Source organism: Pseudomonas sp. SWRI179, assembly GCF_014268705.1.
In the GTDB taxonomy this organism is placed as follows: domain Bacteria; phylum Pseudomonadota; class Gammaproteobacteria; order Pseudomonadales; family Pseudomonadaceae; genus Aquipseudomonas; species Aquipseudomonas zanjanensis.
Genome location: NZ_JABWRA010000005.1, coordinates 82,499 through 95,297 on the forward strand (window position 1 = coordinate 82,499; position 12,799 = coordinate 95,297).

At 62.1% G+C, this 12,799-nt stretch carries 14 protein-coding genes; 12 read left to right on the forward strand and 2 right to left on the reverse strand.

The features are described 5' to 3' along the window. The first annotated feature begins 86 nt into the window (after positions 1-86). The 10 genes from HU767_RS04395 (at position 87) to HU767_RS04440 (ending at position 9,137) form a co-directional block, all read left to right on the forward strand. Positions 87-458: a chemotaxis response regulator CheY gene (locus HU767_RS04395; RefSeq protein ID WP_064378627.1), complete on the forward strand. Its 372-nt coding sequence runs from the start codon at positions 87-89 to the stop codon at positions 456-458. 18 nt (positions 459-476) lie between these two features. Further along, complete coding sequence (locus HU767_RS04400; RefSeq protein WP_186728624.1) at positions 477-1,262, forward strand: protein phosphatase CheZ; 786 nt, start codon at positions 477-479, stop codon at positions 1,260-1,262. A 28-nt stretch (positions 1,263-1,290) separates the two neighbouring features. After that, a complete protein-coding gene (locus HU767_RS04405) occupies positions 1,291-3,549 on the forward strand; it encodes a chemotaxis protein CheA (protein WP_186704684.1) in 2,259 nt (752 codons plus the stop codon). 48 nt (positions 3,550-3,597) lie between these two features. Continuing rightward, on the forward strand, positions 3,598-4,731 hold the full coding sequence (locus HU767_RS04410) for a chemotaxis response regulator protein-glutamate methylesterase (RefSeq protein WP_186728625.1): 1,134 nt from the start codon (positions 3,598-3,600) through the stop codon (positions 4,729-4,731). After that, on the forward strand, positions 4,731-5,471 hold the full coding sequence (locus tag HU767_RS04415; protein WP_186728626.1) for a flagellar motor protein: 741 nt from the start codon (positions 4,731-4,733) through the stop codon (positions 5,469-5,471). The genes HU767_RS04410 and HU767_RS04415 overlap by 1 nt, the downstream gene beginning before the upstream one ends. 15 nt (positions 5,472-5,486) lie before the next feature. Continuing rightward, positions 5,487-6,371, forward strand: coding sequence for a flagellar motor protein MotD (gene motD / locus HU767_RS04420; protein WP_186704687.1), 885 nt, complete (start codon positions 5,487-5,489; stop codon positions 6,369-6,371). A gap of 49 nt (positions 6,372-6,420) precedes the next feature. Further along, positions 6,421-7,212 carry a ParA family protein gene (locus tag HU767_RS04425; protein ID WP_053120309.1) on the forward strand — a complete coding sequence of 264 codons (792 nt, stop codon included), beginning with the start codon at positions 6,421-6,423 and terminating at the stop codon, positions 7,210-7,212. A 96-nt stretch (positions 7,213-7,308) separates the two neighbouring features. Next, entirely contained in the window at positions 7,309-8,184 is an 876-nt protein-coding gene (locus tag HU767_RS04430) for a CheW domain-containing protein (RefSeq protein ID WP_186728627.1), read from the forward strand. Between the two features lie 70 nt (positions 8,185-8,254). Next, positions 8,255-8,740 carry a chemotaxis protein CheW gene (locus HU767_RS04435; RefSeq protein WP_003199144.1) on the forward strand — a complete coding sequence of 162 codons (486 nt, stop codon included), beginning with the start codon at positions 8,255-8,257 and terminating at the stop codon, positions 8,738-8,740. 1 nt (position 8,741) lies between these two features. Then, positions 8,742-9,137, forward strand: coding sequence for a DUF2802 domain-containing protein (locus tag HU767_RS04440; protein ID WP_186728628.1), 396 nt, complete (start codon positions 8,742-8,744; stop codon positions 9,135-9,137). Positions 9,138-9,383: 246 nt separating this feature from the next. Here the strand turns inward: HU767_RS04440 and HU767_RS04445 are convergent, their stop codons facing one another. Both HU767_RS04445 and HU767_RS04450 read right to left on the reverse strand, forming a co-directional pair. Beyond that, positions 9,384-9,713 carry an EscU/YscU/HrcU family type III secretion system export apparatus switch protein gene (locus HU767_RS04445; protein WP_186704689.1) on the reverse strand — a complete coding sequence of 110 codons (330 nt, stop codon included), beginning with the start codon at positions 9,711-9,713 and terminating at the stop codon, positions 9,384-9,386. Then, the gene (locus tag HU767_RS04450) at positions 9,710-11,281 is read right to left on the reverse strand and encodes a flagellar hook-length control protein FliK (protein WP_186728629.1); all 1,572 of its coding nucleotides are present in this window, start codon (positions 11,279-11,281) and stop codon (positions 9,710-9,712) included. The genes HU767_RS04445 and HU767_RS04450 overlap by 4 nt, the downstream gene beginning before the upstream one ends. 200 nt (positions 11,282-11,481) lie before the next feature. Between HU767_RS04450 and ccmA the strand changes: the two genes are divergently transcribed. Together ccmA and ccmB are read left to right on the forward strand one after the other, a co-directional pair. Then, positions 11,482-12,117, forward strand: a complete 636-nt coding sequence (gene ccmA, locus HU767_RS04455) for a cytochrome c biogenesis heme-transporting ATPase CcmA (protein WP_186704691.1) — start codon at positions 11,482-11,484, stop codon at positions 12,115-12,117. After that, positions 12,114-12,782, forward strand: a complete 669-nt coding sequence (gene ccmB / locus HU767_RS04460) for a heme exporter protein CcmB (RefSeq protein WP_003183957.1) — start codon at positions 12,114-12,116, stop codon at positions 12,780-12,782. Before ccmA ends, ccmB begins: the two co-directional genes overlap by 4 nt. The last annotated feature ends 17 nt before the right edge of the window (positions 12,783-12,799 follow it).

A 12,799-nucleotide genomic window follows, 5' to 3' on the forward strand; every position in this document is an offset into this window, starting at 1 on the left:
CGAGTGTTGTGCCGGAATTGATTGAAATGGCGCGTCCAGGTGCTGGGCGCGTTTAAGACTGCTTGGAGGTCGAATTGGACAAGAACATGAAAATCCTCATCGTTGATGACTTCTCAACGATGCGGCGGATCATAAAAAACCTGTTGCGTGACCTTGGGTTCACCAACACGGTCGAGGCGGATGATGGCGTCACAGCCATTCCGGTCCTCAACAGCGGGAGCATCGACTTTCTGGTGACTGACTGGAACATGCCCGGCATGACCGGTATCGACTTGCTGCGCCATGTGCGCGCCGACGAAAAACTCAAGCACCTCCCGGTGCTGATGGTGACTGCCGAAGCCAAACGCGAGCAGATCATCGAAGCGGCCCAGGCCGGTGTAAACGGCTATGTGGTCAAGCCCTTCACGGCCCAGGCGTTGAAAGAGAAGATCGAAAAAATCTTCGAACGCATCGGTTAACGGCGCCACGGGGGAGCTATGGACAACGAATCTTCAATGGGCGATTTCGAATCGACCCTGAAAAAACATGCCCGCGAACTGGTCGACAGCCTTGAAAAAGGTCGCTTTGGCGATGCGGTTCAAATGATCCATGAGCTCAACCAGACCCGTGACCGTGGTCTGTATCAGGAAGTGGGCAAGCTCACGCGTGAACTGCACAGCGCGATTGTCAATTTCCAGATCGACCCGCACATGCCGCAGGCCGAGGAAGTCTCGCAGATCACCGACGCCACCGAGCGCCTGGGCTATGTGGTCAAGCTGACCGAGGCCGCGGCCAACCGCACCATGGACCTGGTGGAAAGCGCAACACCGCTGGTCAATGGCCTGAGTGAAGAGGCCCAGGCCTTGAGCACCGACTGGGGCCGGTTCATGCGTCGCGAAGTCGGTGCTGAAGAGTTTCGGGAGCTGGCCCGTCGGGTCGACGGTTTCCTGACGCGCAGCAGCGACGAGAACCGCGCCGTGGCCAGTAACCTCAACGACATTCTGCTGGCCCAGGACTATCAAGACCTGACCGGCCAGGTGATCAAGCGTGTGACCCAACTGGTCACCGAAGTGGAAAGCAACCTGCTCAAACTGGTGCTGATGGCTAGCCAGGTCGACCGCTTTGCAGGCATCGAACACGACCGTGAAGCGATACTTGCTGAAAAAGATCCACAAAAACATCTCTCTCAGGGTGAAGGTCCGCAAATTCATGCCGATAAAAGAGAAGACGTTATGTCCGGTCAGGACGATGTGGACGATTTGCTGTCCAGCCTTGGATTTTGATTTAGCCCTATTTTAGGAGCAGCCATTAATGAGCTTCGGCGCCGATGAAGAGATCCTTCAGGATTTCCTGGTTGAGGCCGGCGAGATTCTAGAGCAACTGTCCGAACAGCTGGTCGAGCTGGAAAGCCGACCTGATGATGCGGATCTGCTCAATGCAATTTTTCGCGGTTTCCACACTGTAAAAGGAGGCGCCGGCTTCCTCCAGCTCAACGAGCTGGTGGAGTGCTGTCACATTGCCGAGAACGTGTTCGACATCCTGCGCAAGGGTGAGCGTCGCGTTGATTCGGAATTGATGGACGTGGTGCTCGAAGCGCTGGATGCGGTCAACAGCATGTTCAGCGAAGTGCGCGAGCGCTCGCCGATTACCCCGGCCACCCCCGAGCTGCTCGCCGCGCTGGCACGCCTGGCCGAGCCGCAATCGGCTGACGAAGCCGCGCCGGTTGCCGAGGCTGTGGTTGAAGAACCGGTCGCCGAAGAATCGGGCGACATCACCGATAATGAATTCGAACAGTTGCTGGACTCCCTGAGTGCCGTCAAGGCCCAGGCCGAGGCACCGGCCGCTCAGGTTGCGCCGGCTGCACCGGCCAGCAATGGGGCTGGCAGCGACGAAATCACCGATGCCGAGTTCGAGTCGCTGCTCGACCAGCTTCACGGCAAGGGCCAATTCGCGCCAGATGCCGTTGTCCCGCCAGCAGCCCCGGCCGCCGCGAAAGCGGCGGGCGACAGCTCGGACATCACCGACGACGAATTCGAAGCCTTGCTCGACCAGTTGCATGGCAAGGGCACCTTTGCCGTTGACGCCCTGGATTCGGCCATCGCTTCGGCACCGACGCCGGCCAAACCTGCTGCCGCTGCCGCAGGCAGCGACCTGATCAGCGACCACGAATTCGAATCGCTGCTCGATGAGCTGCACGGCAAGGGCAAGTTCAGCGAGGTCGGTACCGCTTCCGCCGCGCCTGCCGCCGCCAAGACGGCCGCACCGGCGGCCAAGGCCGCGCCCAAACCCGCCGCCAAGGCACCGGAACCCAAGGCCGAGCCCGCCAAGCCTGCCGCTGCCGCCGCCCCGGCGCCAGCCCGTGCTCCAGCGGCTGCGCCAGCGGAAAAACCGGCCAGCGAAGCCGAGACCACTGTTCGGGTCGACACCGCGCGCCTGGACGAGATCATGAACATGGTCGGCGAACTGGTGCTGGTGCGTAACCGCCTGGTGCGCCTGGGTCTCAACAGCCAGGACGAAGCCATGTCCAAGGCCGTGTCGAACCTCGACGTGGTCACGGCGGACCTGCAGACCGCGGTCATGAAGACGCGGATGCAGCCGATCAAGAAAGTTTTCGGGCGCTTCCCGCGCCTGGTTCGCGACCTGGCTCGCCAGCTCAAGAAAGAAATCAACCTGGAACTGGTGGGTGAAGAGACCGACCTCGACAAGAACCTTGTCGAGGCCCTGGCCGACCCGCTGGTCCACTTGGTGCGCAACGCGGTCGACCACGGCATCGAGTCGCCGGAAGAACGCGAAGCCTCGGGCAAGGTCCGCAGCGGCAAGGTGATCCTGGCCGCCGAGCAGGAGGGCGACCACATCCTGCTGTCGATCTCCGATGATGGCAAAGGCATGGACCCGAATGTGTTGCGTTCCATCGCGGTGAAACGCGGTGTGATGGACAAGGATGCCGCCGACCGCCTGAGCGATACCGAGTGCTACAACCTGATCTTCGCCCCGGGCTTCTCGACCAAGACCGAGATCTCCGACGTGTCGGGCCGTGGCGTGGGCATGGACGTGGTGAAAACCAAGATTTCCCAGCTCAACGGTTCGATCAATATCTACTCGACCAAGGGCCAGGGCTCGAAGATCGTCATCAAGGTCCCGTTGACCCTGGCGATCATGCCGACGCTCATGGTGATGCTGGGCAACCAGGCCTTCGCCTTCCCGTTGGTCAACGTCAACGAGATTTTCCACCTCGACCTGTCGCGCACCAACGTGGTCGACGGCCAGGAAGTGGTCATCGTGCGGGACAAGGCGCTGCCGCTGTTCTACCTCAAGCGCTGGCTGGTCAGCTCCGCTGCTCACGTCGAGCAGGGCGAAGGCCACGTGGTGATCCTTTCGGTGGGCACCCAGCGGATCGGCTTTGTCGTCGACCAGTTGGTGGGCCAGGAAGAAGTGGTCATCAAGCCGTTGGGCAAGATGCTCCAGGGCACCCCGGGCATGTCCGGCGCCACCATCACCGGCGACGGCCGCATCGCGTTGATTCTCGATGTGCCGAGCATGCTCAAGCGTTACGCCGCCCGGCGTATTTGATTCTGGAGGGGCGTGGCCCAGGGCCGCGTCTCGTCTAACGGAGTGTTTATGGTAGTTAAAGTCCTGGTGGTGGACGATTCGGGTTTTTTCCGTCGCCGCGTCTCGGAAATTCTTTCAGCGGACACGAGTATTCAGGTCGTCGGTACCGCGACTAACGGCAAAGAGGCGATCGATCAGGCCCTGGCACTCAAGCCGGACGTGATCACCATGGACTACGAGATGCCGATGATGGACGGCATCACGGCCGTGCGGCATATCATGCAGCGCTGCCCGACCCCGGTCTTGATGTTCTCCTCCCTGACTCATGAAGGCGCCCGGGTGACCCTCGATGCGCTGGACGCCGGGGCGGTGGATTTCCTGCCGAAGAATTTCGAAGATATTTCGCGCAACCCGGACAAGGTCCGGCAGTTGCTGTGCGAAAAGGTCCACAGCATTTCCCGCAGCAATCGCCGTGTCAGTGCCTATAGCGCGCCGGCACCCGCCCCGGTGGCGGCGCCAAGCCCTGCGCCTGCGCCGACGGTTTCGAGCAGCTTCAATCCTGCACCGGTGCGTAGCGCCCCGGCACCTGCGCCGACGCGTTCGGCGCCTGCCAGTGCATCGTCGCCGGCACCCAAGCGCAAAGCCTACAAGCTGGTGGCGATCGGCACGTCCACCGGCGGCCCGGTGGCGCTGCAACGGGTCCTGACTCAGTTGCCCGCCAACTTCCCGGCCCCCATCGTGCTGATCCAGCACATGCCGGCGGCGTTCACCAAGGCATTTGCCGAGCGCTTGGACAAGCTCTGCAACATCAGCGTCAAGGAGGCCGAGGATGGCGACATCCTGCGTCCCGGCCTGGCGTTGCTGGCACCGGGTGGCAAGCAGATGATGATCGACGGCCGCGGCGCGGTGAAAATCCTGCCGGGCGATGAGCGTCTGAACTACAAGCCTTGCGTGGACATTACCTTCGGTTCCGCCGCCAAGTCCTACGGTGACAAAGTTTTGGCAGTGGTGCTGACCGGCATGGGCGCCGACGGTCGCGAAGGCGCGCGCCTGCTCAAGCAGGGCGGCAGTGCGATCTGGGCCCAGGACGAAGCCAGTTGCGTGATCTACGGCATGCCCATGGCGATCGTGAAAGCTGATCTTGCCGACGCGGTGTACGGGTTGGATGACATCGGTCGACACCTGGTCGAGGCCTGCCTGTAATGGATGTGCTCAGCCTGATTGGCATCACCATGGCGTTCGTCGCCATCATTGGCGGCAATTACCTGGAAGGCGGTCATCTCGGCGCGCTGGCCAACGGTCCGGCGGCGTTGATCGTGATCGGCGGCACCATTGGCGCGGCGCTGTTGCAATCACCCATGAGCGCTTTCAAGCGCGCCATGCAGGTGCTGATCTGGATTCTGTTCCCGCCCCGTGTCGACCTGGCTGGTGGCATCGACCGCGTGGTGAACTGGAGCCTGACCGCTCGCAAGGAAGGCTTGCTGGGCCTGGAAGGGGTGGCCGATGCCGAGCCTGACAGCTATTCGCGCAAAGGCCTGCAATTGTTGGTGGACGGCGCCGAGCCGGAAGCCATCCGCAGCATCCTGGAGGTGGACTTCTACACCCAGGAAAGTCGCGACATCGAGGCGGCCAAGGTCTTCGAAAGCATGGGCGGCTACGCGCCGACCATTGGCATCATCGGTGCGGTGATGGGTCTGATCCATGTAATGGGCAACCTGGCCGATCCGTCGCAACTGGGCAGCGGCATCGCCGTGGCCTTCGTCGCGACGATCTACGGCGTGGCGAGCGCCAACCTGGTGTTGCTGCCGATCGCGGCCAAACTCAAGTCCATCGCGTTGCGCCAGTCGCGCTATCGCGAAATGCTGCTGGAAGGGATCCTGTCGATCGCCGAGGGTGAGAACCCGCGCTCCATTGAATTGAAGCTCCAGGGCTTCATGGATTAATGGGGGATATGGAGCATGGCACGTCGCAGGCATCGTGAAGAACACGTCAACCATGAACGCTGGCTGGTTTCCTACGCCGACTTCATCACGCTGCTGTTCGCTTTTTTCGTGGTCATGTATTCGATCTCGTCAGTCAACGAAGGCAAGTACAAAGTCATTTCCGAGGCGTTGATTGGGGTCTTCACTGATTCCGACCGGGCTCTCAAGCCCATTCCGATCGGCGAGGAGCGGCCCAAGACCACCACGCCGGCCAAACCCTTGGTCAAGGACAGCGAGCAGGTCGACGCCGGTATCGCCGGCAGTAGCGATCCGTTGAAAAGCATCGCCGACGACATCAGCGCGGCGTTCGGCGACCTGATCAGCTCCAACCAGATGACCGTGCGCGGCAACGAGCTGTGGGTCGAGATCGAACTCAATTCCAGCCTGTTGTTCGGCAGTGGCGATGCCATGCCCAGCGACATGGCGTTCAACATCATCGATAAGGTCGCGGCGATCCTCAAGCCGTTCGACAACCCGATCCACGTCGAAGGCTTCACCGACGACCAGCCGATCCGTACCGCGCAATACCCGACCAACTGGGAACTGTCCTCGGCCCGCTCGGCGAGCATCGTGCGCATGCTGGCGATGCAGGGACTCAATCCCGGGCGCTTGGCATCGGTGGGGTATGGCGAGTTCCAGCCGGTGGCCAACAACGCCACCGCCGAGGGGCGTGCGCGCAACCGTCGCGTAATATTGGTGGTGTCGCGCAACCTCGATGTGCGTCGCAGTCTGACCGGTACCGGTACGGCCAAAGCAACCCCGGACGCGGCATTGAAGCGGGCTGGCACACAAACTGCACCGGCTCCGGTCAAGTCGCCGGGAAGACAGAGTGCCGTCAATTCTCCGTCACCCGCTTTATAACCGAGCTATTTCTCGGTCGAGCCAGTTTCGGCCGGGAGGAACGATCCGAATGAGAGTCTGGGCAGTCGCCAATCAAAAAGGTGGTGTGGGCAAGACCACATCTTCCATCGCTTTAGCCGGGTTGCTGGCCGAGGCGGGCAAGCGCGTGGTCATCGTCGACCTGGACCCCCACGGCTCGATGACCAGCTATTTCGGCTACGATCCCGACAGCCTGGAGCACAGTAACTACGACCTGTTCCTGCACAAGGGCGTGGTGCCCGAGGGCCTGCCGGGGCAGTTGCTGTTGTCCACCAGCGACGAGCGCATTTCGCTGTTGCCGTCGAGCACCGCACTGGCCACCCTGGAGCGACAGTCGCCTGGGCAGAGCGGGCTGGGCCTGGTGATCGCCAAGAGTCTGGCGCAGCTGTGGCAGGATTTCGATTACGCGATCATCGACAGCCCGCCGTTGCTGGGTTTGCTGATGGTCAATGCCTTGGCAGCCAGCCAACAACTGGTGATCCCGGTGCAGACCGAGCATTTGGCGGTCAAGGGCCTGGAGCGCATGGTCAATACCCTGGCGATGGTCAATCGTTCGCGCAAGCAGACGCTGGCCTTCAACATCGTGCCGACCCTGTTCGATCGTCGCACCCAGGCGTCCCTGGGCACCCTGCGCGTCTTGCGGGACATGTACCCGGAGGACATCTGGCAAGGCTATATCCCGGTTGATACGCGCCTGCGCGATGCCAGCCGTGCCGGTGTGACCCCTTCGCAATTCGATGGCAAGAGCCGTGGCGTACTGGCTTACCGGGCGCTGCTCAAGCACCTGCTCGCCCAACAGCTTGTTCCGCAGCAGGTGGCTTAAGGTGACGAGGCTTTCCACTGGCATCGTGTTCGCTTGCGAGCACTCAAGTCCTAGCGCATTCATGCCGATAACCTCTTCAAGTGGCGCACTGTTCCCATGAGCCGCCCGATAAAGACAACCTCGCGTCCGCAAATGGCCCTGCAGTCCTATCTGGATGGGCTGTTGCAGGAAGCGACCGAAGAACTACCACCGCCGCCAAGCGTGATCGAGGCGTTGCCCGAACCCGTCGAAGCCGAGGGTGTGCTGGATGAATTTCAAGCGGCCGTGCTCGAAGAGCAGGCCCGTGATGCACGCAAATCAGTAGTGGCTGCGGCGGTCGAAGCACCGTTCATCAAGCCGCAACTGGCGGTCATGGACGCACCTGCGCCGATCCTGGCCCCGGTCTCGACCGTCGCCCCGTTGCTGCAGGGCCTGGTGACGCCGGTGGTGGAAGTCCACTTGCCGCCGAGCAGTCCGCCGCCACCGGTGCCGGGCGACGACCGTCCGGCCTGGGCGGCCGAGCCGTTCGAGTGTTTGTTGTTCGATGTGGCCGGGTTGACCCTGGCGGTGCCGCTGGTCTGCCTGGGATCGATCTACTCCCTGGCCGGGCAGGAATTGACGCCGTTGTTTGGCCAGCCGGAATGGTTCCTCGGGATCCTGCCGAGCCAGGCCGGCAACCTGAAGGTGCTGGATACGGCGCGCTGGGTCATGCCGGACCGTTATCGCGATGACTTTCGCCAGGGCTTGCAATACGTGATTTCGGTGCAAGGTTATGAATGGGGATTGGCGGTGCATCAGGTCAGCCGTTCGCTGCGCCTGGACCCGAACGAGATCAAGTGGCGCAGCCATCGAGGGCAACGGCCATGGCTGGCCGGTACGGTGATCGAGCACATGTGCGCCTTGCTGGACGTTTCCGAACTGGCGGAGCTGATCGCCAGCGGCGGGGCAAAACACCTGGGTGGCAGCAAGAAGCCAGCCCAGAAACCGAAATAAGACAACCGGTGGCGCACAGTCGCCGGACAGAATACACGCCGCCACAGGCGGTTTTTCGAGGGGTCAGGGTATGAATGATAAGGCGTCGTCTCAAAAGGGTTCTGAAGATCCGATTCTGCAATGGGTGACCTTCAAGCTCGATAACGAAACCTACGGCATCAACGTGATGCGCGTTCAGGAAGTGCTGCGCTATACCGAGATCGCCCCGGTACCGGGTGCACCGAGCTATGTGCTGGGCATCATCAACCTGCGCGGCAACGTGGTCACCGTGATCGATACCCGCCAGCGCTTCGGCCTGATGAACGCCGAGATCAGCGACAACACCCGGATCGTCATCATCGAAGCCGACAAGCAAGTGGTCGGCATCATGGTCGACAGCGTTGCCGAAGTGGTTTACCTGCGCCAATCGGAAATCGAAACCGCGCCAAACGTGGGTAACGAAGAATCCGCCAAGTTCATTCAGGGCGTGTGCAACAAGAACAACGAGTTGCTGATCCTGGTTGAACTGGACAAGATGATGAGCGAAGAAGAGTGGTCGGAACTGGAGAGTATCTGATTTGATTCTTGAGGTAGCAGTCATTGTCCTGTTCCTTTTCTGGGCAGGCACGCTGACGATGTTCTTGGCGTACATACGTGGCCAGCGGCAGATCGCCGCTCAGCAGGCCCAGGGCGATGCGCTGCGCGACCAGCGCATCAAGGACCTGGCCAAGCGCGTCGACGATTACCAGAACGGCACCGTGCGCATGGGCGAAGCGCTCCATGAGCTGCGTGCCGTGGTCGCGCCGTTGCCGGACAAACTCGCCCAGTTGGAACAGCGCGACCCCTCCAGCCTGTCCTTCGCCCAGGCCGCCCGCCTGGTGGGCATGGGCGCCAGCGTCGACGAACTGACCCAAGCCTGCGGCCTGACCCAGGCCGAGGCGGAGTTGATGAGCAAGCTGCACAAGGGCGGCTGATCTTTAGCTATCACCCAAGACCAATGTGGGAGCGAGCCTGCTCGCGATAGCGGTGTGGCAGTCGATAGAAATGTCGGGTGTGATTCCGTCATCGCGAGCAGGCTCGCTCCCACAGGTTTTTCTGGCGCGCCAATCTTTCCAGCCCAGCCCCTGTGGCGAGGGGATTTATTCCCCGCTCGGGTGCGCAGCAGCCGCAAAAATGGGGTCGCTGCGCAACCCAGCGGGGATAAATCCCCTCGCCACTGATCAGTAATCGTCACCGCGGTCGGTCACATCCTTTTCGACACTCGGTGCGTGCGGGTCAAACCCTTGCGGAAACTTGCCCTTGAGGTTCCAAGCAAACGCAATGATCTCGGCAATCGTGCGGTACAGTTCCTCCGGGATGCTGTCCCCCAACTCCATCCGTGCCAACAGCTTCACCAGTTCGGCATTTTCATAGATCGGTACTTCGCTTTCGCGGGCGATGCGCAGGATTTCCTCGGCCAGGGCCTCGTCGCCCTTGGCGGTGAGGGTCGGGGCGTGGTGGCCGTCGTACTTGAGGGCGATGGCTTGGCGGGGTTCAGTGTGGGTGGTCATGCGGTTTCGTCCACCCAGCGCTGTTCCAGGCGAGTCTTGGGGCCTTGGGGCGGGGTACCGAGGTGGCAGTCCAGGTCACCGACGTTCAGGCCACAGGTCACAAGGCGTTCACGCAAGGCGGTCAAGTTGCTTTCGATCAGGCTCGCGGTATACGGCCGTTCTGCCCATAACTGGCTGGACAGGCTGCCGCTGAGCAACTGGGCCTGGACCTGCAAGGGGCCGAGCGGTTCCACGTCGAACGCCAGTTCCACCCGCCAGAGCTGCTGTTTCGGCTCGCGTTCTTCCCGGCGTTTGTCGGGTTGTTCCCGGGGCGGGGTTTCCTCGCGCTGGAACTTGACCTGCAATGGCACGATGTCCTGCAAGTTGCGCATCGGGATCTCCAACTGCCAGGTACTCATCAGTCGGCCGTCGTCGGTCAGGCCGGTCTGTTCAAGGCTCGACAACTGATGGCTTTGCAGGCGCGACACGGCCGCGGCGGCCAGGCGCAGCAGGTGTTCCAGGTCGCCTTCTTCGTCCTGCTCTTTCAGCTGCCGGGAGGGCAGCGGAAAGCTGGTGGGCGACGGTTTGGCGCTGACCTGGCCGAGCATCCCCAGGGCACTGCGAACGAAACTCGGCAGGGCCTGGGCCAGCGTGTTGGCGGCAATGATGGCGCCGAGGTTGGTCGAGGCGGGCAGGGCCGGTGTCAGCTGGGCAATCAGTTTCAGCAGGTCGCCCTTCATGTCCGGCGCCAGGCTCGGTGGCTGTCCGGCGAGCAGTTTGCTTTCCAGGAACACACCGCTGGCGATCATGGCCTGGGCCACGCCCTTGGGCGTGCTCAGTTGCTGGACATCCGGCAGGCCTGCCAGCAAGCGAGTCACCGCCGCGCGCAGCTGTGTTTCTGTGTCGTCAGTGACGGGAAGGTTTTGCAGCGCAGTGATCAGACTGTCCAGCGAGCCCTGGCGGCTGACTTGGGTAACCAGTTGCTGGCTTACCGCCAGTTGCTCCTGACGGTTGCTCAGGGGTACGAATTTCAGCGTCTGGGCATCTTGCACCTGGGCGCTCAAGAGTGTGCCGATGCGCAGCGGTTGGGGACTGTCGATGTCCAGGGTGCTGCCAGCCTGGGCGGTGTTGAGCAGGCTCACCAACGACCGGTAGACCACCGGCTGTCCGGGCAAGGAGGGCAACGCCTGGCTGGTCAACACCTTGCCTTGCAGCAACGTGCCCACCGGCATCTGCGCGGTGTCGATGCGCGTCAAGGTGGCAACGCTGGAGGCAACGGCCTGTTGCACGGCAATCGCCAGGTTGCTGGCGGACGGCTGGGTCACGGCCAGGCTGGTGCCCTGGGGCAGTGGCTGGGTGCTGGTGGCCTGCACGGTGGCCTGTCGACCGCTCTCCAGGGTGACCTTGAGCAGTAGCTGAAAAGTCTGGTCCGCCTGCTTGAGCGACAGCACCTCGGCCTTGGCGGTCTGGCCGGGCCCGATCAGCCCTTCGGCTGGTGCCAGCAACTTGAGCAGCTCCCCCGTCACCGTTGGCATACGCGTCGTTGCCGTGGCCTGGGGCAGCGGCAGGATGTTCATGTCGCCTGTCATTTGCGGTCTTACCTTGGGGAAATAAGCTCTCTTGAGAGTAGGTCAGGGCATGTATAATGCCGCCCGTCTTTCAGGGAGTGGCGAAAACCTTGCAATTGTTTGACGCAGCTCTGTGGAACAGGCCGTCAAAGCATCTATGCTGCACCTCTTTAACGGCCGCTGCACCGCCGACTTGAACACCGTATAAGGCCCGCGATCCCTTGACCAGTCCTCTCCTGCAAACCGTTGGCCTCGCCTGTGAGCGAGACTTGCGGCTGCTTTTCGAACATCTGGAATTGAGACTCTCGCCTGGCGACATGGTGCAGATCAGTGGCCCCAACGGCAGTGGCAAGACCAGTCTGTTGCGCCTGCTCGCCGGGTTGATGCAGCCCACCGCAGGGCAAGTGTTGCTCAATGGCCAGCCCTTGCACAGCCAGCGCAGCGAACTGGCCCGTAACCTGCTCTGGATCGGCCACGCCGCGGGCATCAAGGATTTGCTGACCCCCGAAGAAAACCTCAGTTGGCTCTGTGCGCTGCATACGCCGGCCGAGCGCGAGGCGATCTGGCAAGCGTTGGCGGCGGTCGGGCTGCGCGGCTTCGAAGACGTGCCGAGCCACACCCTGTCCGCCGGCCAGCAGCGCCGAGTGGCCTTGGCCCGGTTGTACCTGGACGGCCCGCCGCTGTGGATTCTCGACGAGCCGTTCACTGCCCTGGACAAGCAGGGCGTCGCGCAACTCGAGGAACACCTGGCCCGGCACTGCGAGAACGGCGGCATGGTCCTGTTGACGACCCACCACACGCTGGCGCGGATGCCGTCCGGTTATCGCAATATCGATCTGGGGAATTGGGCCGTATGAGTGTGTTTGGCCTGCTGCTTGCCCGCGAGGCGCGCCTGCTGTTTCGTCGTCCGGCCGAATTGGCCAATCCGCTGGTATTCTTCGCGATTGTCATCGCGCTCTTCCCGTTGGCGGTCGGTCCGGAGACTCAATTGTTGCAAACCTTGTCTCCAGGACTGGTCTGGGTGGCCGCGCTTTTATCGGTCCTGCTCTCGCTGGACGGGCTTTTCCGCAGTGATTTCGAAGACGGCTCACTGGAACAGTGGGTCCTTTCGTCGCACCCCCTGGCCCTTCTGGTTTTGGCCAAGGTACTGGCACACTGGGTTTTTTCCGGGCTGGCACTGGTGCTGCTCTCGCCGCTGCTGGCGATGATGCTGGGCTTGCCCGCCGCGTGCATGCCGGTGCTGCTGGTGTCGCTGCTGCTGGGCACTCCGGTGCTGAGCTTGCTCGGTGCGGTGGGCGCGGCGTTGACGGTGGGTTTGAAGCGCGGCGGCCTGTTGTTGGCGCTGCTGATCCTGCCGTTGTATATCCCGGTGTTGATCCTGGGCAGCGGTGCCTTGCAAGCCGCATTGCAAGGCATGCCCGCGACCGGTTATCTGCTGTGGCTTGGGAGCCTGACCGCCCTGGCGATAACCCTGACACCCTTCGCAATAGCCGCTGGCCTGAAAATCAGCGTCGGCGAATAATAACGAGGCCTGGTCAA

Coding starts and splice junctions, on each gene's coding strand:
- HU767_RS04395 (WP_064378627.1), top strand. CDS start 87: ATGAAAATCCTCATCGTTGATGACTTCTCAACGATGCGGCGGATCATA.
- HU767_RS04400 (WP_186728624.1), top strand. CDS start 477: ATGGACAACGAATCTTCAATGGGCGATTTCGAATCGACCCTGAAAAAA.
- HU767_RS04405 (WP_186704684.1), top strand. CDS start 1,291: ATGAGCTTCGGCGCCGATGAAGAGATCCTTCAGGATTTCCTGGTTGAG.
- HU767_RS04410 (WP_186728625.1), top strand. CDS start 3,598: ATGGTAGTTAAAGTCCTGGTGGTGGACGATTCGGGTTTTTTCCGTCGC.
- HU767_RS04415 (WP_186728626.1), top strand. CDS start 4,731: ATGGATGTGCTCAGCCTGATTGGCATCACCATGGCGTTCGTCGCCATC.
- motD (WP_186704687.1), top strand. CDS start 5,487: ATGGCACGTCGCAGGCATCGTGAAGAACACGTCAACCATGAACGCTGG.
- HU767_RS04425 (WP_053120309.1), top strand. CDS start 6,421: ATGAGAGTCTGGGCAGTCGCCAATCAAAAAGGTGGTGTGGGCAAGACC.
- HU767_RS04430 (WP_186728627.1), top strand. CDS start 7,309: ATGAGCCGCCCGATAAAGACAACCTCGCGTCCGCAAATGGCCCTGCAG.
- HU767_RS04435 (WP_003199144.1), top strand. CDS start 8,255: ATGAATGATAAGGCGTCGTCTCAAAAGGGTTCTGAAGATCCGATTCTG.
- HU767_RS04445 (WP_186704689.1), bottom strand. CDS start 9,713: ATGACCACCCACACTGAACCCCGCCAAGCCATCGCCCTCAAGTACGAC.
- HU767_RS04450 (WP_186728629.1), bottom strand. CDS start 11,281: ATGACAGGCGACATGAACATCCTGCCGCTGCCCCAGGCCACGGCAACG.
- ccmB (WP_003183957.1), top strand. CDS start 12,114: ATGAGTGTGTTTGGCCTGCTGCTTGCCCGCGAGGCGCGCCTGCTGTTT.